Raw genomic sequence first — 19084 nt, forward strand, 5'->3', positions numbered from 1 at the left:
CGCGTGTACCCCAACACAACAAGGCCGACGGGAGGTTCCAATGAGCGAAGCCGTGGACGCTGAATACGCGCCGCTCGACGTCATCACCATCGGTCGCGCTTCCGTGGACCTTTATGGGCAGCAGATCGGCTCGCGGCTGGAGGACATCACCTCCTTCGCCAAGTCGGTCGGCGGCTGCCCGGCCAATATCTCGGTCGGCACCGCCAGGCTCGGCCTGCGGTCGGCGCTGCTGACCCGCGTCGGCGACGAGCAGATGGGCCGCTTCATCCGCGAACAGCTGACGCGTGAAGGCGTCAATGTCGACGGGTTGAAGACCGACAAGGAACGGCTGACCGCGCTGGTGCTGCTGTCGGTCGAGGACGAAGGCGTCTCGCCGATGATCTTCTACCGCTCGGATTGCGCCGACATGGCGCTGGCGCCGGAAGACATCGATGAGGCCTTCATCGCCTCGGCGCGCTCGATCGTCGTCACCGGCACGCATTTTTCCAGGCCCAACAGCGATGCCGCGCAGCGCAAGGCGATCCGCATCATGAAGGCCAAGGGCGGCAAGGTGGTGTTCGACATCGACTACCGGCCGAACCTGTGGGGCCTTGCCGGCCATGCCGAAGGGTTCGAGCGCTATGTGAAATCGGACCGGGTCTCGGCCCAGCTGAAGACGGTGCTGCCCGACTGCGACCTCATCGTCGGCACCGAGGAAGAGATCATGATCGCGTCGGGCGCCGATGATTGCCTGAGCGCGCTGAAGACGATCCGCTCACTGTCGTCCGCGACCATTGTGCTCAAGCGCGGCGCAATGGGCTGCATCGCCTATGACGGACCGATCAGCGACGACCTCGAGGACGGTGTCGTCGGCAAGGGGTTTCCGATCGAGATCTACAATGTGCTGGGCGCCGGCGACGCTTTCATGTCCGGCTTCCTGCGCGGCTGGCTGGGTGGCGAAGACCATGCAACGGCGGCGACCTGGGCCAATGCCTGCGGCGCCTTCGCCGTGTCGCGGCTGCTCTGCGCGCCGGAATATCCGACCTTCGAGGAGCTGCGGTTCTTCCTCAAGCACGGCAGCGAGCATCTGGCGTTGCGCAAGGACGAGGCGATCAACCACATCCATTGGGCGACGACGCGCCGGCGCGACATCCCCTCGCTGATGGCGCTCGCCTGCGACCACCGCGTGCAGCTCGAGGATGTGGCGGCGAAGGCCGGTGCCGATCCGGCGCGGATCGAAGAATTCAAGGTGCTGGCGGTCAAGGCGGCTGCGAAGGTCGCTGCCGGCCGCGACGGCTACGGCATGCTGATCGACGAGAAACACGGCCGCAAGGCGATGTTCGAATTCGCCAGGCATTCCTTCGCCTGGCTCGGGCGGCCGGTGGAGTTGCCGGGTTCGCGGCCGCTGCGCTTCGAATTCTCGCAGGACATCGGCTCGCAGCTTGTCGAATGGCCGGTCGACCATTGCATCAAATGCCTGTGCTTCTATCACCCCGACGATCCGGCGGCGCTGAAGGAAGAACAGCAGCAGAAGTTGCGGGCGCTGTTCGAAGGCGCGCGGAAGGTCGGCCGAGAACTTCTCATCGAGATCATTGCCGGCAAGCATGGCAAACTCGACGACACGACGATCCCGCGCGCGTTGGAGGAACTCTATGCGCTCGGCATCAAGCCGGATTGGTGGAAGCTCGAGCCGCAGGCGTCGGTCGGTGCCTGGGCGAAGATCGAGGCCGTGATCCTGAAGCACGACCCCTGGTGCCGCGGCGTCGTGCTGCTGGGCCTGGAAGCGCCGCAGGACGAGCTGGAAGCGGCGTTCGCCGCCACCGCCAAGGCGCCCATCGTCAAGGGCTTTGCGGTCGGCCGCACCATCTTCGTCCATGCGGCCGAACAATGGCTGGCCGGCAAGATGTCGGATGACGAGGCGATCGCCGACATGGCCCAGCGCTTCGAACAGTTGACGGATGCGTGGCTTGCCGCGCGCGGCCGCAAGGCGGCATAAGAAGGCGCGGAATAGGACTGCGGAGGAAAACACCATGAGCAAGACAATCCGCCTGACGATGGCGCAGGCGCTGACCCGCTTCCTGTCGCGCCAGATGACCGAGATCGACGGCAGCAAAGTTCCGATCTTCGGCGGCGTCTGGGCGATCTTCGGTCACGGCAATGTCGCCGGCATCGGCGAGGCGCTTTATCAGGTCCGCGACGAGCTGCCGACCTTCCGCGCCCACAATGAACAGGCGATGGCGCATGCGGCGATCGCCTACGCCAAGGCCAATTTCCGCCGCCGCTTCATGGCCGCGACCTCTTCGATAGGCCCCGGCGCGCTCAACATGGTGACGGCGGCGGCGCTCGCCCATGTAAACAGGTTGCCCGTCCTGTTTTTGCCGGGCGATGTCTTCGCCAACCGCATTCCCGATCCGGTGCTGCAGCAGGCCGAGGATTTTTCCGATGGCACGGCGACGGTCAACGACTGCTTCCGTCCGGTTTCGCGCTATTTCGACCGCATCACCCGGCCGGAGCAGATCATTCCTGCGCTCAGCCGCGCCATGCAGGTGCTGACCGATCCGGCCGAATGCGGGCCGGTGACGCTGTCGCTGTGCCAGGACGTCCAGGCCGAGGCCTATGATTATCCCGAGAGTTTCTTTGCCGAGCGGGTCTGGCATCAGCGCCGGCCGCGCGCTGATCGCCATGAACTTGCCGCTGCAGTCGCCGCGCTCAAGGGTGCGAAAAAACCGTTGATTATCGCCGGCGGCGGCGTTCTCTACTCGCAGGCCTCGGACGAACTGGCGAAGTTCGCCGAAGGCGCCGGCATCCCGGTCTGCGAGACGCAAGGCGGCAAATCCTCGCTGCCGGACGACCATGCGCTCAACATGGCGGCGGTCGGCGTCACCGGCACTTCCGCCGCCAACCGGCTGGCCGAGGAAGCCGATGTCGTGCTCGCCATCGGCACGCGCCTGCAGGATTTCACCACCGGTTCGTGGGCGCTGTTCAAGAATTCGGCCAAGACCATCATCGGGCTCAACGTGCAGCCCTTCGACGCCGGCAAGCACCGCGCCCTGCCATTGGTGGCCGATGCGGCCGAGGGCCTGGCGGAACTCGGCGCGGCGCTGAAGGGCTGGAAGGCACCTTCCACCTGGACCGACAATGCGGCCACCGGCAAGAAGGCCTGGCAGGCCGAGGCGGCCAAGGTGACGGCGTCGACCAATGCCGCCTACCCGTCCGACGCGCAGGTGATCGGCGCCGTGCAGCGCGCCATGGGCTCCGGTGTGACGCTGCTGAATGCCTCCGGCGGCCTGCCGGGCGAACTGCACAAACTCTGGCAGGCGGGCGCGCCCGGATCGTATCATGGCGAATACGGCTTCTCGACCATGGGCTACGAGATTGCCGGCGGGCTCGGCGCCAAGATGGCGAAGCCCGATCAGGAGATCGTCGTCATGATCGGCGATGGCTCCTACCTGATGATGAATTCGGAGATCGCCACCTCGGTGATGCTCGGACTGAAACTGACCATCGTGCTGCTCGACAACCGCGGCTATGGTTGCATCAACCGGCTGCAGATGGCGACCGGCGGCGCCAACTTCAACAATCTCCTGAAGGACTCGCGCCACGAGGTCCTGCCCGACATCGACTTTGCCGCGCATGCGGCGAGCATGGGAGCGATTGCCGAGAAAGTGCCATCGATTGCCGGGCTGGAAAACGCGCTGGCACAGGCCAGGAAGAATACGCGCACCACGGTGCTCGTCATCGACACCGACCCGCTGGTTTCCACAGATGCCGGCGGCCATTGGTGGGACGTGGCGGTGCCGGAAGTCTCAGTGCGGCCGCAGGTCAACGCAGCGCGCAAGGCGTATGACGAGAAGCGGAAGATGCAGACCGTCGGCGATTGATATAGGCGCTGCCACCCCTACCTCCCCCTTGTGGGGAGGTCGGACCGAAGGTCCGGGTGGGGGTCTGGCGCCGCACCCCCACCCCGCTGCTTCGCAGCGACCCTCCCCACAGGGGGAGGGTGAACAAGAAACCGGAGTGACGACTTGAAAGCCAAACTGGGCATGTCCCCCATTGCGTGGTGGAACGACGATCTTGCGGAACTCAGCGATGACGTGTCGCTGGAAGAATGTTTGCGCCAGTCGCGCTCGGCCGGTTTCACCGGCATGGAGATGGGTCGGCGTTTTCCCAATGATCCCGAAATCATGCTGCCGATCCTGAAGGCCGCCGACGTCACGCTATGCGGTGGCTGGTTCTCCGGCACGCTGGTCGATGGGGAGATGGCCGACAACAAGGATCGCATCCAGCCGATGATCGACCTGTTCAAGGCGGTGAATGCGCCTTGCATCGTTTATGGCGAAGTCGGCCGCTCGATCCAGGGCGACCGCTCGAAGCCGCTGGCGACCAAGCCGAAGCTGTCGGATGACGAGATGAAGGCTTACGCGAAACGCCTGACCGCGTTTGGCGAATGGTGCGCCGAACAGGGTATGCCGCTGTCCTATCATCACCACATGGCGGCGGTGGTCGAGACCGAGCCGGAACTCGATGCCTTCATGCGCTATTCCGGAGCCGGCATTCCGCTGCTGCTCGATGCCGGACATCTGGCATTCGCCGGCGGCGACGTGCTGCGTGCCATCGACAACCATCACACACGCATCAGCCATGTGCATGTGAAGGACGTTCGCATGGAGGTGATCGACAGGCTAGACCGCTCGAAGCAATCTTTCCTCGACGCCGTGGCGCTGGGCGCCTTCACCGTACCGGGCGACGGTTCACTCGATTTCGGCGCCATCGTGCAGCGCTTCGCCGACCATGGCTATGAGGGCTGGTTCGTAGTCGAGGCCGAGCAGGACCCGAAAAAGAACCCGCCACTCAGGATGGCGCAGGTTGGCTACAAGGAACTGATGCGCGTCATGACCGCCGCCGGCTATACGGTCGAGACGCAAGGCTTTCCAAATGTCTAGTTTCCCAATGGCTGGTGCGACGGGTTCCCGGCGAGGCCGATTGCTGTAGATTGGTTCTATGAAAGATTCCGAACACCCCTTCTTCCGGCCTTTGTGGCGGCGTGCCGCCATCGTCGCGGTCTGCGTCATCTGGTCGATCATCGAGTTCGCCACCGGCACGCCGTTCTGGGGCATGATCGCGCTCGGCTTCGCCGGCTACGCCGTCTGGCAGTTTTTTTATCTCTACAAGCCTGCTGACGAGGCGAAGCCTCCAGTCGAGCCCGAGCCGAAGGAGTGACTGGGATGTCGAAGCTGCTCGTCAAAGCCGACAAAGGCCATGGCCGCGTCGCCCATGTGACGCCGAAAAGTGCCGGCTGGACCTATGTCGGTTTCGACCTGCATCGGCTGAAGCCCGGCGAAAGCGCCTCGGGAAACACCGAAGATCGTGAAGTCTGCCTGGTGTTCGTTACCGGCAAGGGCAAGGCTTCAGCCGGCGGCAGAGAGCTCGGCCTGCTCGGCGAGCGCATGTCGCCCTTCGAGGGCAAGCCGTGGTCGGTCTACATTCCGCAAGGCTCCGACTGGTCGGTGACGGCTGACACCGAGCTGGAACTTGCCGTCTGCTCGGCGCCGGGCCTTGGCGGCGGCCTGCCGGTGCGGGTGATCGCACCGGACGATCTCGGCCAGGAGGTGCGCGGCAAGGGCACCAACACGCGCTATGTCACCAACATCCTGCCGGAGGGAAAGCCGGCCGATTCGCTGCTGGTGGTCGAGGTCATCACGCCCGGCGGGCATACATCGAGCTATCCGCCGCACAAGCACGACCAGGATAATCTGCCTGCCGAATCCTATCTCGAGGAAACCTACTATCACCGCCTCAACCCGCCGCAGGGCTTTGCCTTCCAGCGCGTCTATACCGATGCCGACAAGAATGGCCATCGCGCGCTCGACGAAGCGATGGCGATCGAGGATGGCGATGTCGTGCTGGTGCCCAAAGGCTATCACCCCTGCGCTGCCTGCCACGGCTATGACCTCTATTATCTCAACGTCATGGCCGGACCGAAGCGGACGTGGAAATTCCACAACGCGCCCGAGCACGAATGGCTGATGAAGGCCTGACCGGTCGCTGCGTGAGCACTAGCTCCTTGGTCCAGCACGAAAAAATCGTCGGCTAATGACCCCGCCGCAGCGTTTTGTTACCTGAAAGCCAGCAAGGCTTCGTCAATTCGTCATGGAAATCACCTATGGCAGCGAAGCTGACAAGGACTTTCCATGCGCTACGCCCTCTATTTCACCCCCCGGCAGGACGAGCCACTGGCGCGGATCGCCGCCGACTGGCTGGGCCGCGACCCGTTCGGCGCCGCGACGAGGCCGGTCGAAGCGGTGGCCGGCCTGTCGGCGGCGGAAGTCGCTTTCCACACCGCTTCGGCGCGCCGCTATGGTTTCCATGCGACGCTGAAAGCCCCCTTCCGCCTGGCTACCGACGAGACGGAAGCCTCGCTGCGCTCCGCACTCGACCATTTTGCCGAGGCGACGCCGGTGGTGACCATCCCGCGTCTCGTGGTCAGCCAGATCGACGGCTTCTTCGCATTGGTGCCGGAAGGGCCAGTGCCTGCGCTCAACCGGTTCGCCGATGACGTGGTGCGCGATTTTGACCGGTTTCGCGCACCGCTGAGCGAGGCGGAAATCGAGCGGCGCAGCCCGGATTCGCTGAAGCCGGCCGAGTTCCGCAATCTCTGCCAATGGGGTTACCCCTATGTCTTCGAAACCTTTCGCTTCCACATGACGCTGTCCGGCCGGGCGGGGTCACAGGAAAGCCCTCGTTTGCGCGCAGCGATCGACAGCCTGTTCGCGGACGTGCTGCAACAGAAGGTGCTGGTGGATGCGCTGACCTTGTTTGTCGAAACCGAACCGGGTGCACCGTTCATGGTGCTCTCGCATCACGCGCTCGGGCGCCGCCCGGCCAGAAAAACCGCCTGAAGGACTGCCTGAAATGACCGCCGAGACTGTTCTCCACAATGCCCGCATCGTGCTTGCCGACGAGATCGTCAAAGGTTCGCTGGTGCTGCGCGACGGCTTTATCGCCGGCATCGAAGCCGGCATCAGCCGCATCGGCGAGGATATGGGCGGCGACTATGTCATTCCCGGGCTGGTCGAATTGCACACCGACCATCTCGAAGGCCACTACGCGCCGCGGCCCAAGGTGCGCTGGAATCCGATCGCCGCCGTGCTCGCCCATGACGCGCAGGTGGCGACCGCCGGCATCACCACCGTGCTCGACGCCTTGCGCGTCGGCATGGACGAAGACGCCGACCTGACATCGGCCGACATCCGCAAGCTGGCCGACGCGATCGAGGACAGTGTGAAGCAGGACCGTCTGCGCGCCGACCATTTCATCCATCTGCGCTGCGAGGTTTCGGCACCGGACTGCCTCAGGGCTTTCGCCAATTTCGACGGCGACGAGCGGGTGAAGCTGGCATCGCTGATGGACCATGCGCCAGGCCAGCGCCAGTTCGTCAACCTCGAGACCTATGCCTACTACTACCAGCGCAAGCTGAAGCTGACCGATCGCGATTTCAAGCTGTTCTGCGAAAAGCGGATGGCCGAATCGGCGCGCAATTCGGCGCCGAACCGGGCGGTGATATCAGCCGCCTGCCAGGAGCGCGGCATCGTGCTGGCCAGCCACGACGACGCCACATCAGGCCATGTCGACGAGGCGATCGAACAGGGCGTTCGCGTCGCCGAATTCCCGACCACGGAAGAGGCCGCCAGGGCCTCGAAAGAGGCTGGGATGGGTGTGCTGATGGGCGCGCCCAACGTCATGCGCGGCGCCTCGCATTCGGGCAATGTCTCGGCCCGTACGCTGGCCAGCGATGGCCTGCTCGACATCTTGTCGTCCGACTACATTCCCTTCAGCCTGATCCAGTCGGCGTTCTTCCTCGGCGATGTCGTCGAAGGCATTTCCCTGCCGCAGGCCGTCGCCATGGTCTCGAAGAACCCGGCCGATGCGGTTGGCCTGACCGATCGCGGCGTCATCGAGCAGGGCCGCCGCGCCGATCTGGTGCGGGTGCGCGTCGACGACCATGTCCCGGTCGTGCGCACCGTGTGGCGGCAGGGAAGCCGGGTCGCATGATGGTGTCGGCATCGATTGAGCGGGAATTGTCGGCCGAGACGTTTCCGATCCGCGATGGCGTCTTCGTCGCCGTCGTCGGCCCAAGCGGCGCCGGCAAGGACACAGTGATCGGCTACGCCCGCGCCCGCTTTGCCGACGAAACGCGGCTGGAGTTCGTCCGCCGCGTCATCACCAGGCCGAGCGATGTCGCCAGCGAGGACCACGACACGCTGGCCGATGCCGCCTTCGCCGAGGCCGAAGCCGATGGCGCCTTCGCCATCTCCTGGGAAGCGCACGGCTTGCGCTACGGCATCCCCGCCGATGTCGACTGGTCCGTTGCCAATGGCCGTATCGCTGTCGCCAATGTGTCGCGCGCGATCATCCCCTCCTTGCGCGAACGCTATGCCAATCTGGCCATCGTCGAGATCACCGCCTCGCCTGAAGTGCTGGCCGAGCGTCTGGCGATGCGCGGCCGCGAGTCACGCGGCGAAGTGCTGGCGCGGCTGGCACGCAGCGCCAATGTCACTCTGTCCGGGCCCGGCGTCACCTCGATCGACAACAGCGGCCCGCGCGAGACGGCCGGCGAACGCTTCGCCGAGGTGCTGCGCAAGGCGATGGCTTTTTCCGACATGTCGGGCCTGATCTGAAATAGGCGTTCAGGCCCCAAGCGCGAAGGGCGTGAACGAGACGGTGCCGGCGATGCTTTCGCCTGGGGCAAGTACGATGGTGCCCTCGTCCGGATCGCTCCATCCGCCCCGGTTGAAAGCACCGGAGGCCATGGTCTGCGGTTCGACGCAAAAGTAAGGCTTGGCCGGGTCGGCGTACAGCATCAGGTGCTTGAAGATCGGATCGGCCTTGATGCGCAAACCCGCGCCGCGCGCCGGAAAGCGAAGCGTCGCCTCACCCGTCCAGCCGCCATAATCATTGTTGCGCCAGCCGGCGGGTAAAGGCCGGCTCTCGGCGAAGTCGAGTTCGGGCGCAAGCGCTATCGGATCGCCGGCGATGCCTTGCGGTTCCTCCAGATAGAACCGCGCGGCCTTGAATTGCAGCGTGACGTCCGGGTCGCGATCGAACCAGGGATGCAGGCCGAAACCAAACGGCATGGAAACCGGCCCCGTGTTGGTCAGTGTCATGGTCACGTCGAGGCCTTCTTCGGACAGCATGAAAGCCTGCGTCGCGTGATAGGAGTAGGGTTCGAGGCTGGCTGCGATATCCAGCGACAGCGTTGCCTGGGCGTCGCCCGCCTCAGTGACAGTCCAGGGGTGTTTCCAGCCGCTGCCATGCACGTTGATGGCGTCGGGCGGATTGTTGGGCTGGACCCGCCAGCGCTTCGCTCGAAACTCGAAGGTGTTTCCGGCGATGCGGTTGGCGTAGGGGGTCATCGGGAACATGGCGACGCCAAGCACATTGCCCGCTTCGCGATCATGGTCCGAGAGCCTGCGCATGAGATCGATGCCGCGCCAGTGCAGCGCGCTGAGGCTGCCGCCGATTTGCGGCACCAGTTCGGCTTCGAGCGCGCCGGCCCTGAGCGTCAACGGTTCAGAAATTGCAGCCATCGCCGCCATTCGCCGCGAGGCGCTATTCCGCGGCCGCGCCGGCGGCGCTTTTGCGGGTGGCGTCGACCATCAGCCGCCGTTCCCGGAACACGCCCCATTGCTGGTCGACCAGCACGCCGATGAGGATGACGCCGCCCATCACCGCGAAGTTGAGCGAGGACGGGATGCCGAGCAGATTGACCAGGTTCTGCAACTCCTGCAGCAGCACCGTGCCGAGGATGACGCCGATCAGCGAGCCTTCGCCGCCGCGCAGCGAGAAGCCGCCGAGCACGGCGGCAGCGATGGCGTAGAGTTCGTAGAACTGGCCGTGGCTGGCCGGCGAGATCGAGCGCGTGTACATGGCGAAATAGATCGCCGACAGCGCCGTCAGCACGCCGCAGATGACGTAAGCGGCGATGACGACGCGGCCGGTGCGGATGCCGGAATATTTCGCCGCCTCCTCGTTCTTGCCGATGGCGTAGAGATAGCGGCCGAACACCGAGCGGTGCAGCACCACCCACATGACGATTGAGATGACGATCAGCGCGATGAAGCTGTTCGGTACGCCATAGGAACGCCCGGCGGTGAGGAATTCGAGGTCGGGGAAATTCTGGCCGAAGGCAAAACCCGCGGTGCCGTCGGCGGTGTAGAAGCGGGCGACGCCGCGGTAGATCAGCAGGCCGCACAGGGTGACGACGAAGGGCTGCAGCTTGAGCCTTGTGATCAGCCAGCCATGCGCCAGGCCGATGATGGCGCCAAGCACCAGGATGAGCACGAAGGCCAGCGGCCATTCCATGCCACGCACGGCGATGAAGTCGATGAACAGCGTGCCAAGCAGCGCTACCACCGAGCCGACCGACAATTCGATGCCGCCGGTGATGATGACGAAGGCTTGGCCGATCGACAGGATGCCGAACAGGCCGATCAGGTTCGAGGTGTTGGCGAGGTTGATCGGCAGCAGGAAGCGCGGATTGATGATCGCAACGATCGCCCCGACCACCAGGATCAGGATCAGCAGGCCGAGATCTTTCTTGCTCATCGTCTTCTCCCCAATGCCTGCCTGAGCGGATCGCGTTTGCGCGGCCCGTGGCAACAACTATTTCGGCTGCTTGCCCACCGCCAGCAGCAGCACGTTTTCCTGGCTGAACCGGTCCTTGTCGAGAATGCCCGAGATCTGGCCCTCATGCATGACGGCGATGCGGTCGGACACGCCGATCACCTCTTCCATGTCCGACGAGATCATCAGCACGGCGACGCCGGCATCGGCCAATGCGCGCATCAGCCCGTAGATTTCCGCCTTGGCGCCGATGTCGATGCCGCGCGTCGGCTCGTCCAAAATCATCACCTTGGGGTTCATGGCCAGCCATTTGCCGAGCACGACCTTCTGCTGGTTGCCGCCCGACAGCGTGCCGGTGCGCGTCTGCACCGAAGGCGCCTTGATGCCGAGATCTTTCTTCTGCTTCTCGGCGGTGGCGGTCTCGGCGCTTTTGGACACCAGGGAGCGGCGCGCATGCGCAGGCAGATTGGGCAAGGAAATGTTCTGCGCGATCGACAGGTCGAGCAGGATGCCGGTTAGCTTGCGGTCTTCCGGCACCAGGAAGATGCCATGCGCGACGGCGTCGGCCGCCGAGCCCAGTGCAAGCGGCTTGCCGTCGAGCTCGAGCGCGCCGCCGAGCTTCGAGTCGATACCGAAGAACACCCGCGCCAGTTCGGTGCGGCCGGAACCGACAAGGCCGGCAAGGCCGAGGATTTCGCCGCGCCTGATGTCGAGATCGACCGGCCGGCCGGGATAGGCAGGCGTACGGATGGCCTTGGCCGCGAGTGCTACGGCGCCGGGCGCACGCGCCGCCTCCGAGGCCTTTTCGCGCTCCTTCAGCATGCGGCCGATCATCAGCTTGACCATCTGGTCGTGGCCGATGTCGCTCTTCGGCAAGGTGCCGGCCAGCATGCCGTCGCGCAGCACGACGACGCGGTCGGCGACGCGCTCGACCTCGTGCAGGCGGTGCGAAATGAAGATGACGCTGATGCCGTCGGCCTTCAGCGCCTTGATGACGTCGAGCAATTTGTCGGTCTCGGCGAGCGGCAGGCTCGATGTCGGCTCGTCGAGGATGACCAGCCGCGCCTCGATCGACAGCGCCTTGGCGATCTCGACCATCTGCTGCTGCGCCAGCGACAGGGTCGCGACCGGCGTGTCGGCGGAAAAATTGGCGCCGACGCGTTTCAAAAGCGGCGCCACCATGGTGCGCAGCTTGGCGCGGTCGACGAGCTTGAGCGGCCCGGCGCGCAACGGCTCGCGGCCGAAGAAGATGTTGGCGGCGACATCGAGATTGTCGAACAGGTTGAGTTCCTGGTGGACGAAGGCGATGCCAGACCCCAGGCTGCCTTCAACGGAGAGCCTGTCATGCGCGGTGCCGTCGACGGTGATCGTGCCGCTGTCGGGCGTGGTGACGCCGCCGAGGATCTTCATCAGTGTCGATTTGCCGGCGCCGTTTTCGCCGACGAGGCCGATGACCTCGCCCGGCCTAACCTCCATGGAGAAGCCGTCGAGCGCGACGACGCCCGGATAGGTCTTGCGCACGTTCTCGAGGCTGAGGAACGGGGCGGTCACGGATGCAGCAATGGATGTGTCGGAATAGTTCATCATGCCTGACAGCGATTGGCGGAACGGCCTCCTCGCAGACTGACGGGCCTTGGGAGGCCCGTCAATAAAAAGCGAGGCGTCGCGCTGCCCCTCACCCTCTTCGGGGTGCCGGTCCACCCTCCGCAGCTGCAGCGCAGCTGCTGCGGAGGACGGGCAGGCGGATGAGGGGCAGCGCCAACGACGATCAGTTTCCGGCCATCGCCTTCAGATTGGCGGCGTAGGCGTCGACATCATCCTTGCCGATGATCTTGGTCGGGATGATGATGAGGTTGCCTTCCGGGATGCCCGACTTGTCGCCCTTGAGATAGGCAGCCATCAGCTTCATGCCCTGATAGGCCCATTCGAAGGGCTGCTGCACGACGGTGGCGGCAATGGTGCCTTCCTTGACGCCGCCCAGCGTGATCGGATCGTCATCGAAGCCGACGACGGTGATCGAGCCGAGCTTGCCGGCGTCGCGCAGCGCTTCATAGATGCGCGGCGTGTTGTAGGAGTAGAAGCCGACCATGCAGGTGACGTCGGGGCTGGCGACCAGCGCGTCCTCGACGTTCTTCTTGGCGCGCGCCTGGTCGATGTCGTCGCCGCGCACGTCGATCAGCTCGATCTTGGTGCCGGCGAGGCCGTCCTTCATGCCTTGGATGCGCTCCTTGGCATTGTCGGCGCCGAGCAGGCCGACGAAGCCGAGGCATTTGCCGCCATTGGGCATTGCCTTCTTGGCGATTTCGGCCGCCTGCTTGCCGGCATCGACATTGGACGAGCCGATATAGGCGACGCGCTTGGTCTGCGGTGCGTCCGAGTCGGTGGTGAACAGCGCGGTCTCCGAAGCGATCTTGTTCAACCCATCGGTCGAGGTCTTGGGATCGACGGCCGAGACCATGATGCCCTTGACGCCGGCGGTCACCAGATCGTCCATCAGCCGCTGCTGGATGGCGACCGAGGACTGCTCGGGGTATTTGAGCTCGAGCGTATAGTCGGGCAGTTCGCCTTGCGCCTTCTTGACCCCGGCTTCGGCGGCCTTCCAGAAATCGGAAGCGCCGTTGACGACGAAGGCCAGCGTCGGCTTGTCTTGGGCGCGTGCGATGGCCGTGGCCGACAGGCCAAGCAGCAGCGCGGCCGCGGCTACGGATGCAGTTCGTATCAAGGATTTCATGTTCAACCTCCCGTTTGGCTCAGTCATTGGACCGGCCGATCTTGCACTGACCTGATTTGCCGTTTGCAGCGTGGACGCCCTCCTCCTCAAAGGGGTTCCCGGCACCGAAAGAATGGCGTCGTTCCAGCCACGATCATGGACCTTAGAGACTCATCCTTCGTTCGTAAATAGTCCGATTTGTCTGACATATCACATATCCGAGACAAGGCTCGCGGAGGTAGGATCCGCTCGCCACCGGGCCATTTTTCGCACTCTCCCGCCGCCCCGGACGTGACCGGCCGGACGCGACGGATTGACGGTACAGCGCATTTTTGTATTAGTAAACAGTATTAGTTCCGAGCCAATGCCGGGGTTTCGCGGGGCGCCGCCGCCGAGCCGTGGTCACCGCTGGCCCGCCGCCCAAGCCTTTCGCCCTTTGAGTTTTGGCTTGTATGGAGATCCACGGCGGATGGACCTCCTGCATACTAATAGTTATAAACGGCCTGGACGTTGTCTCTATGAATCGACGGCGTCACGCCATCTTGCCGGCCTGACCGGCCTGCCAGACTGGGATTTGCCATGAGCGAGACGACGGATCGGGCCAGCGACACGGCGAGGCGGCGCAAGGCGCCGGCCAAGGGCGCCAAGGGCCGCGTCACCATGATCGATATCGCCAGGGCAGCCGGCTGCTCGCAGGCGACCGTCTCCTTCGTGCTCAATAATTCGCCGGGGATCAAGCTGTCGCAGCAGACCCGCGAACGGGTGATCGAGGCCGCACGGACGCTTGGCTACACCGCGCCCGCTTTCGAGGCCCTCCACCCGCCGCTACCGGCTTTCGAAGGACTGGACGGGGTGATCGGCTTTGCCGTCGACCAGCTCGCGACCAGCCCGGAAGCCGTGGTCGCCATCGAGGGCGCGCGCCAGGCCTCCTGGAATGCCGGCAACGTGCTTCTGGTGGCGCAGACGCTGGGCGATTCCGTCATGGAGCCGCGCGCCATTTCAGCACTCACCAAGCGGGGCATTTCGGCGCTGATCTACATGACCATCTTCACCCGCGAGATCACGGCGCCCGATTACCTCTACGGCCTCGACATCCCGGTGATCCTGCTCAACTGTTATACGGCCGACTACGCCTTCCCCGCCGTGGTGCCGAGCGAGATCGCCGGCGGCCAGAGCTCGACCCGCCACCTGATCAGCCACGGCCACCGCCGCATCGCCACCATCACCGGCGAGCCGTGGATGCAGGCGGCACAAGACCGGCTGAAAGGCTACCGCCGCGCGCTCGCCACTGCCGACATCCCGTTCGATCCCGAGCTGGTGGTCGAAGGCGACTGGTCGGCCAGCGCCGGCTACGCCGCGACCGTCAAGTTGCTGGCGCTGAGGGACCGACCGACCGCCATCTTCTGCCAGAACGACCGCACCGCGATCGGCTGCTACGAAGCGCTGAAAGAAGCCGGCCTGCACATCCCACAGGACATCTCCGTGGTCGGCTACGACGACGAGGAAATCGCCCGTCATCTCTTCCCGCCGCTGACCACCTCGATCCTGCCGCATATGGCGATGGGCCAATGGGCGATCGAGCAGCTGGAAGCGCCGGCGGCGCCTGGGCGGGGGCGGTATCCGATCACGAAGCTGGAGTGCCCGCTGGTGGAAAGGGAGAGTGTGAGGGGGGTGAAGCGCGAGGGGACGCGGTAATCGCGTGTTTTTCAGTCTTTTGATCTCAGCATTGGTCGGTTGCTCTTCGCCCGAATCCCTTCGTAATCAGGAATTATAGTGAAAAACACTGGCAAGCGGTCGCGGCCTGCGGCTTTGCAATCCGAGCAGCCGAACAGTGCAACCAAGTCTTGGTGCATGGCACCGTGAGCCGGGCCAAGCCGGTCAATCAATGCCTGGATATCGAGCTTTGTGGATTTGCCGCACATTGAGTGAGAGCAGTTGATGTAGACACTTTCACGGGCGGCCAACGTGTCAGCCAGGGTCTTTGTCATCCCCGGAAGCGCTCGGTATGCCAATGGATCTTGCCATCGATCTTCATCGGCTTGTGAATCACCAGGCGCTTCGGCAAATGCTCCGGATGCACCTCCACTAGCGTGATCTTGACCTGCGGCTTGCAGCGACTGCAATCAAACTTCAGCGACTGCGGGTCAACGCCGCCGCCGTAGACCATCATCAAATCGGCCGATCTGCAGTAGCGAACATTGCCGCAGCTGCATTCTGCTTTCACAAGCATGTTGTGCCGCGTCGCCTTGCCCAGCGTGTCGATCGGTTCGTGTGCCATGGCTCATAGAAGAGGAACATATTCCTCTCTGGTCAAGAGGGATTGACTCTCATGTTCTCCATTTTGTTCACTGCTGGCAGGATAGCCACAGGAAGCATGCATGGACGTGGACACAGGTCGACATGCGGACTTGCGGCAGGTGATTTGGCATGACGCCCAAGGCACCAGCCCCTGGAAGAGGCCGCCCGTTAGTCGGCACGATCAGGCAGACCAAAAACCGGTTGAGTGACCGTGCCGACCATGGCTGGACATGAGGGTGGGCCTAATGTCCAGGCTCCATATGCTACCGGTACACTGGCGTTGCTACACTACGCCTGATGGCCTATGAGCGCGGGTGCTGCCTCAAATCTATGGAACTCACCCTCAGGTGGCACATTGACCCTGTGAGCGGTCGATTCCAAAGGATGTAGCCGCTTGAACAGGGTCCGCCGTCGGCGCCTAATAGGCGGCGGGCTCACCCTCAGCGGTTACAAACGTAGAGGAAGAAGCCCGCCCCACCCCATCACGGCAGCAGCGGCGGGCCGTCCCTAGGGATAGCGGGACTCACTGGGGTGTTGGTTTTCCCCTGCTGAGATTTGCGATGCAAAATAAGTGCCAAGCTCGATGGTCCATAACGATACAACGTTGCGGCTCGTCAACGTATATCTTGAATGGCTAATGTAATAGAACGGCCGCCAGACAAGCCGAGAACCAATTAGCACAGACCGGACCTTTGGACCTCGCACCCAAGCCTTTGGTCCTACTGGAAAACCCGCCGTGCTTGCCTTGCACGACGGGTTTATAATGTGCGGCTACATCCTATGCTATGTATCAACCTGGGACAGAGCCTGAAGTCCCAAAGACAGCCCTCAGCAGCCTTCCGTAGTCTTCTTCATTTGGCCAGGAGCGGCCGAGTTAGCGTCCGTATCTTGCTGGCCTGGCGCCGCCTGCTTGGCGCTGCCTGTCTGCTGCCCCGGAGCGCAGTCCTTGGCGGAGTTCGAGTTCGTTCCGCTGGTGGTGGTCGAATCCGTGCCCTGATCGGTCGTGGTACTCGGCATGGTCTTCGTCGTCGTCGTTGATGATCCGCCGGTGCTGGTGCTGTTCGACTGCGCGAACGCCAAGCCGGTCGAAAGTGCCATGAGGGCCGATGCGAAAATAATCTGTTTCATGGTCAAACTCCGTATTTGAACATCCCTTCGGACAGCTAACATCGCATCGAAGGGACGGTTCCAACGAAAATGTTCGGAGCCTCCGCACATCGTTTAAAAAAAGCCCGCCACCTTTCAGCAGCGGGCTTTTCTTTAACGGCTTAAAATTATTCCGGAGTTGGCGGCGGCGGCGGCGGTGTGAATGATGCGCCATTACCTGCTGTAACAGCAGAGAGCCGGTCCTTTTTTGTCAGTACAGGTTTTTCGTAGGTCTTCTTCATTCGCGGTGCTCCTCGCTTTCCCACGACAGAAACTGCTTGCGTTGGCATCCCTTGTCAATTGCTTCGCCGACGCTCGAATGGTTTCAACGAAAAAGCCCGCCAGCCGTGGGGCCGGCGGGCAGTTCTCATGGGGGAAAGCACTGAATGGGAACAGTGCAACGACCGAAGTTTGACAGCGCGATTTTGTTCCACTGATCCAGTGAACCGACTTGGCGTCGTTACCTTGGTAAACCGTACAGCAACCATTCCGGCCTTTACGATTTTTGCCTAATGGCTCGCTACTTCTTCGACCTTCACGACACCGATGCGCTGACCGAGATCCTTGAGGAGCTGGCGCGTTCTGGGGCTGGTTCGCGCCTCGATCTGAGATGCAAGGTCTGCGATGCCAAAGGCAACGAAATCCAGCAGTTCAGGGTAGCGGTACAGGTAGCCGAGAACCGCGACATGACCTTTCTCTGGCCAACCTTCCATTGAAAAAGCCCGCCACTGAGGGAAGCAGTGACGGGCCTTCCGGTGATCTGCTCGGCCAGCGGAACCGAGCGCGATCCAAACTTCATTTTCGGATCTATGTTCCAGTGGGTCCGCCCCTACTGGCGGGCAGAGGCGGACCCGGCCGAGGCTTGGGGGCCTCGACCAGCAGCGGGGGACGCTGCCGCTTTTCCAAACCAGCCTCGACATATCCGGTTCCGCTAATGCACGAAAAAGCCCGCCACCTTTCGGCAGCGGGCAAGGTCTGTAGTAGCTGGGATCAACCAGCATGGATCAACTTGCGGAGGCGGGGTTGGTTGCGAGGCGCTTTTGCGACGTGGATTTCGCAACCTTCTTCAACACCTTAACACACGATCAAAATTATCCTCTGACTCGTCGGTTTCGAGCTTGTGGGCAGCTTGCCCTTGGCACCCTTCAAGGCGATGAGCGAACTCGTCATCCTCCCCGCAGCAGGCGCCAGATGTCATGCCAATAGGCGGTAATGAGCGAAGCCAGTGCCGCCGCCGCCATTCCGGTAACGCCTAAGGCTCCGAGCCCCATCAGCTTCCAGCGCGTCACCTCGGCAGTGACCGCCTTCACACCCGTCATGTCGTCTTGCTGACAGCGGTCTCGGTTGCCGCGACCCGGTCGATAAGCTCGTCGGTCTTGGCATACATCTTGGACCGGCTTGCGGCCACGCGCTGTTCGGATTGTTCGTAGCTTAGGCGGCGCGGGAATCGCTATCCTTGATATGGCGGCGGATCTCCGTTGGTGATCCTTATCTCTAATTATGCTGATTTGCGGCCCTTCGCCTTTGGTTGGTCTTGGCCGATGCCTTCCTTGGCGAGGCTCTTTCGAAGAACCGAGGCCAGATCGACCACGTTCTCCTTGGGTTTCGGCGCCGGTTTCGGAGGCTTTTTGCCCTTTCGCTTGGCGTCGATCATGGCAATCAACGCATCCTCATAGGTGTCCTCGAATTTGGAAGGATCGAACTTCGTCACCTTCTTGTCGATGAGAAGCCCCGCGATTTCGAGCAAATCCGAATCGTATTTTGGGCTCTTCACATCGTCGAAGACAGTGTCTTCCGATGTCATCTCATTGTGGGTGCGCAACTCGGTCAGCAACATCCCCTTACCAAGGGGTTGGATCAACACTTCGCGCCCGCGCTGATAGAGTACGACGCAGGAGCGTGCCGCGACGCGCTTCTTGGCCATCGCGTCGCGCAGGACGCCAAAGGCCTCCAGGGAAGCGCCATCTGCCGGGATCAAGTAGTAGGGCTTTTCGAGATAGCGCGTGTCGATCTCGGCAACCGGAACAAAGGAATCGACATCGAGTGTGTGCTGCGACGTCAGTTTCAGTTTCTTGATCTCGTCCGGCTCGACGTGGATGAAATCGCCCTTGTCCGCTTCATAGCCTTTGATCTGATCCTCGGCTTCGACAACATCGCCGGTCTCTTCGTCGACATAGGCACTCTTGACGGGTAAACCGTCGCTGCGGTTCAAAATCTTGAAGTGGATTTTCGATGCCTCGCTTGTGGCACCCACTATCTTGACCCCGCACGACACGGAACCGACCCTCAGAAAGCCCCTCCAGACCGCGCGTGGCGCCACCATGCCGT

General features: G+C 63.0%; 20 protein-coding genes. 10 read left to right on the forward strand and 10 right to left on the reverse strand.

Annotation, left to right across the window (positions count from 1 at the left end; translation table 11 throughout):
• The first annotated feature begins 40 nt into the window (after positions 1–40).
• The 8 genes from MESCI2_RS0131700 to phnN all read left to right on the forward strand — a co-directional run bounded on the left by MESCI2_RS0131700 (position 41) and on the right by phnN (position 8657).
• The gene (locus tag MESCI2_RS0131700) at positions 41–1975 is read left to right on the forward strand and encodes a bifunctional 5-dehydro-2-deoxygluconokinase/5-dehydro-2-deoxyphosphogluconate aldolase (RefSeq protein WP_027039998.1); all 1935 of its coding nucleotides are present in this window, start codon (positions 41–43) and stop codon (positions 1973–1975) included.
• A gap of 34 nt (positions 1976–2009) precedes the next feature.
• On the forward strand, positions 2010–3860 hold the full coding sequence (iolD, locus tag MESCI2_RS0131705; RefSeq protein ID WP_027039999.1) for a 3D-(3,5/4)-trihydroxycyclohexane-1,2-dione acylhydrolase (decyclizing): 1851 nt from the start codon (positions 2010–2012) through the stop codon (positions 3858–3860).
• A 144-nt stretch (positions 3861–4004) separates the two neighbouring features.
• Complete coding sequence (gene iolE / locus MESCI2_RS0131710; RefSeq protein WP_027040000.1) at positions 4005–4922, forward strand: myo-inosose-2 dehydratase; 918 nt, start codon at positions 4005–4007, stop codon at positions 4920–4922.
• A 58-nt stretch (positions 4923–4980) separates the two neighbouring features.
• On the forward strand, positions 4981–5199 hold the full coding sequence (locus tag MESCI2_RS0131715) for a DUF3329 domain-containing protein (RefSeq protein WP_027040001.1): 219 nt from the start codon (positions 4981–4983) through the stop codon (positions 5197–5199).
• A gap of 5 nt (positions 5200–5204) precedes the next feature.
• Positions 5205–6017 (forward strand): 5-deoxy-glucuronate isomerase, encoded by an 813-nt coding sequence (gene iolB, locus MESCI2_RS0131720; protein ID WP_027040002.1) that lies wholly within the window; start codon positions 5205–5207, stop codon positions 6015–6017.
• Between the two features lie 153 nt (positions 6018–6170).
• Positions 6171–6878, forward strand: coding sequence for a DUF1045 domain-containing protein (locus tag MESCI2_RS0131725; protein WP_027040003.1), 708 nt, complete (start codon positions 6171–6173; stop codon positions 6876–6878).
• A 13-nt stretch (positions 6879–6891) separates the two neighbouring features.
• Positions 6892–8031, forward strand: a complete 1140-nt coding sequence (locus MESCI2_RS0131730; protein WP_027040004.1) for an alpha-D-ribose 1-methylphosphonate 5-triphosphate diphosphatase — start codon at positions 6892–6894, stop codon at positions 8029–8031.
• Positions 8028–8657: a phosphonate metabolism protein/1,5-bisphosphokinase (PRPP-forming) PhnN gene (gene phnN / locus MESCI2_RS0131735; protein WP_027040005.1), complete on the forward strand. Its 630-nt coding sequence runs from the start codon at positions 8028–8030 to the stop codon at positions 8655–8657. The genes MESCI2_RS0131730 and phnN overlap by 4 nt, the downstream gene beginning before the upstream one ends.
• 9 nt (positions 8658–8666) lie before the next feature.
• Here the strand turns inward: phnN and MESCI2_RS0131740 are convergent, their stop codons facing one another.
• From MESCI2_RS0131740 to MESCI2_RS0131755, 4 genes are all read right to left on the reverse strand, one after another.
• Positions 8667–9566, reverse strand: a complete 900-nt coding sequence (locus MESCI2_RS0131740; RefSeq protein WP_027040006.1) for an aldose 1-epimerase — start codon at positions 9564–9566, stop codon at positions 8667–8669.
• 22 nt (positions 9567–9588) lie between these two features.
• A complete protein-coding gene (locus MESCI2_RS0131745; RefSeq protein WP_027040007.1) occupies positions 9589–10584 on the reverse strand; it encodes an ABC transporter permease in 996 nt (331 codons plus the stop codon).
• A gap of 57 nt (positions 10585–10641) precedes the next feature.
• Positions 10642–12186: a sugar ABC transporter ATP-binding protein gene (locus MESCI2_RS0131750; protein ID WP_081738982.1), complete on the reverse strand. Its 1545-nt coding sequence runs from the start codon at positions 12184–12186 to the stop codon at positions 10642–10644.
• Between the two features lie 184 nt (positions 12187–12370).
• Positions 12371–13333 carry a sugar-binding protein gene (locus tag MESCI2_RS0131755; protein ID WP_027040009.1) on the reverse strand — a complete coding sequence of 321 codons (963 nt, stop codon included), beginning with the start codon at positions 13331–13333 and terminating at the stop codon, positions 12371–12373.
• 558 nt (positions 13334–13891) lie between these two features.
• On the opposite strand from MESCI2_RS0131755, the gene MESCI2_RS0131760 reads away from it, so the two are divergent.
• Entirely contained in the window at positions 13892–15007 is a 1116-nt protein-coding gene (locus MESCI2_RS0131760) for a LacI family DNA-binding transcriptional regulator (protein WP_027040010.1), read from the forward strand.
• Between the two features lie 11 nt (positions 15008–15018).
• On the opposite strand, the gene MESCI2_RS0131765 is transcribed toward MESCI2_RS0131760, so the two are convergent.
• From MESCI2_RS0131765 to MESCI2_RS1000000138305, 4 genes are all read right to left on the reverse strand, one after another.
• Positions 15019–15300: a hypothetical protein gene (locus tag MESCI2_RS0131765; protein WP_027040011.1), complete on the reverse strand. Its 282-nt coding sequence runs from the start codon at positions 15298–15300 to the stop codon at positions 15019–15021.
• Positions 15297–15590 carry a hypothetical protein gene (locus tag MESCI2_RS0131770; RefSeq protein WP_027040012.1) on the reverse strand — a complete coding sequence of 98 codons (294 nt, stop codon included), beginning with the start codon at positions 15588–15590 and terminating at the stop codon, positions 15297–15299. The genes MESCI2_RS0131765 and MESCI2_RS0131770 overlap by 4 nt, the downstream gene beginning before the upstream one ends.
• Before the next feature lie 848 nt (positions 15591–16438).
• Positions 16439–16738, reverse strand: a complete 300-nt coding sequence (locus MESCI2_RS1000000138300) for a hypothetical protein (protein ID WP_155936706.1) — start codon at positions 16736–16738, stop codon at positions 16439–16441.
• A gap of 146 nt (positions 16739–16884) precedes the next feature.
• Positions 16885–16998 carry a putative RiPP precursor gene (locus tag MESCI2_RS1000000138305; protein WP_155936707.1) on the reverse strand — a complete coding sequence of 38 codons (114 nt, stop codon included), beginning with the start codon at positions 16996–16998 and terminating at the stop codon, positions 16885–16887.
• Between the two features lie 270 nt (positions 16999–17268).
• Here MESCI2_RS1000000138305 and MESCI2_RS0131780 point away from each other — a divergent pair, with 270 nt between their 5' ends.
• Positions 17269–17472, forward strand: coding sequence for a hypothetical protein (locus MESCI2_RS0131780; protein ID WP_027040013.1), 204 nt, complete (start codon positions 17269–17271; stop codon positions 17470–17472).
• Between the two features lie 450 nt (positions 17473–17922).
• Here the strand turns inward: MESCI2_RS0131780 and MESCI2_RS1000000139110 are convergent, their stop codons facing one another.
• Together MESCI2_RS1000000139110 and MESCI2_RS0131790 are read right to left on the reverse strand one after the other, a co-directional pair.
• Complete coding sequence (locus tag MESCI2_RS1000000139110) at positions 17923–18075, reverse strand: DUF1515 family protein (RefSeq protein WP_245270501.1); 153 nt, start codon at positions 18073–18075, stop codon at positions 17923–17925.
• 179 nt (positions 18076–18254) lie between these two features.
• Positions 18255–19079, reverse strand: coding sequence for a Ku protein (locus MESCI2_RS0131790; RefSeq protein WP_027040014.1), 825 nt, complete (start codon positions 19077–19079; stop codon positions 18255–18257).
• Positions 19080–19084: the final 5 nt, after the last annotated feature.

Origin of the sequence: Mesorhizobium ciceri WSM4083 (assembly GCF_000519305.1) — a bacterium.
Taxonomy (GTDB): domain Bacteria; phylum Pseudomonadota; class Alphaproteobacteria; order Rhizobiales; family Rhizobiaceae; genus Mesorhizobium; species Mesorhizobium ciceri_B.

What these genes read in the sequence shown, in the direction of transcription:
- MESCI2_RS0131765 (WP_027040011.1), bottom strand. Translation starts at nt 15,300, where the DNA reads ATGACAAAGACCCTGGCTGACACGTTGGCCGCCCGTGAAAGTGTCTAC.
- MESCI2_RS0131730 (WP_027040004.1), top strand. Translation starts at nt 6,892, where the DNA reads ATGACCGCCGAGACTGTTCTCCACAATGCCCGCATCGTGCTTGCCGAC.
- MESCI2_RS0131760 (WP_027040010.1), top strand. Translation starts at nt 13,892, where the DNA reads ATGAGCGAGACGACGGATCGGGCCAGCGACACGGCGAGGCGGCGCAAG.
- MESCI2_RS0131770 (WP_027040012.1), bottom strand. Translation starts at nt 15,590, where the DNA reads ATGGCACACGAACCGATCGACACGCTGGGCAAGGCGACGCGGCACAAC.
- MESCI2_RS1000000138305 (WP_155936707.1), bottom strand. Translation starts at nt 16,998, where the DNA reads ATGAAGAAGACCTACGAAAAACCTGTACTGACAAAAAAGGACCGGCTC.
- phnN (WP_027040005.1), top strand. Translation starts at nt 8,028, where the DNA reads ATGATGGTGTCGGCATCGATTGAGCGGGAATTGTCGGCCGAGACGTTT.
- MESCI2_RS0131745 (WP_027040007.1), bottom strand. Translation starts at nt 10,584, where the DNA reads ATGAGCAAGAAAGATCTCGGCCTGCTGATCCTGATCCTGGTGGTCGGG.
- iolD (WP_027039999.1), top strand. Translation starts at nt 2,010, where the DNA reads ATGAGCAAGACAATCCGCCTGACGATGGCGCAGGCGCTGACCCGCTTC.
- MESCI2_RS0131780 (WP_027040013.1), top strand. Translation starts at nt 17,269, where the DNA reads ATGGCTCGCTACTTCTTCGACCTTCACGACACCGATGCGCTGACCGAG.
- MESCI2_RS0131740 (WP_027040006.1), bottom strand. Translation starts at nt 9,566, where the DNA reads ATGGCTGCAATTTCTGAACCGTTGACGCTCAGGGCCGGCGCGCTCGAA.
- MESCI2_RS0131700 (WP_027039998.1), top strand. Translation starts at nt 41, where the DNA reads ATGAGCGAAGCCGTGGACGCTGAATACGCGCCGCTCGACGTCATCACC.
- MESCI2_RS1000000138300 (WP_155936706.1), bottom strand. Translation starts at nt 16,738, where the DNA reads ATGAAACAGATTATTTTCGCATCGGCCCTCATGGCACTTTCGACCGGC.
- MESCI2_RS0131750 (WP_081738982.1), bottom strand. Translation starts at nt 12,186, where the DNA reads ATGAACTATTCCGACACATCCATTGCTGCATCCGTGACCGCCCCGTTC.
- MESCI2_RS0131715 (WP_027040001.1), top strand. Translation starts at nt 4,981, where the DNA reads ATGAAAGATTCCGAACACCCCTTCTTCCGGCCTTTGTGGCGGCGTGCC.
- MESCI2_RS0131790 (WP_027040014.1), bottom strand. Translation starts at nt 19,079, where the DNA reads ATGGTGGCGCCACGCGCGGTCTGGAGGGGCTTTCTGAGGGTCGGTTCC.
- MESCI2_RS0131755 (WP_027040009.1), bottom strand. Translation starts at nt 13,333, where the DNA reads ATGAAATCCTTGATACGAACTGCATCCGTAGCCGCGGCCGCGCTGCTG.
- MESCI2_RS1000000139110 (WP_245270501.1), bottom strand. Translation starts at nt 18,075, where the DNA reads ATGACGGGTGTGAAGGCGGTCACTGCCGAGGTGACGCGCTGGAAGCTG.
- MESCI2_RS0131725 (WP_027040003.1), top strand. Translation starts at nt 6,171, where the DNA reads ATGCGCTACGCCCTCTATTTCACCCCCCGGCAGGACGAGCCACTGGCG.
- iolB (WP_027040002.1), top strand. Translation starts at nt 5,205, where the DNA reads ATGTCGAAGCTGCTCGTCAAAGCCGACAAAGGCCATGGCCGCGTCGCC.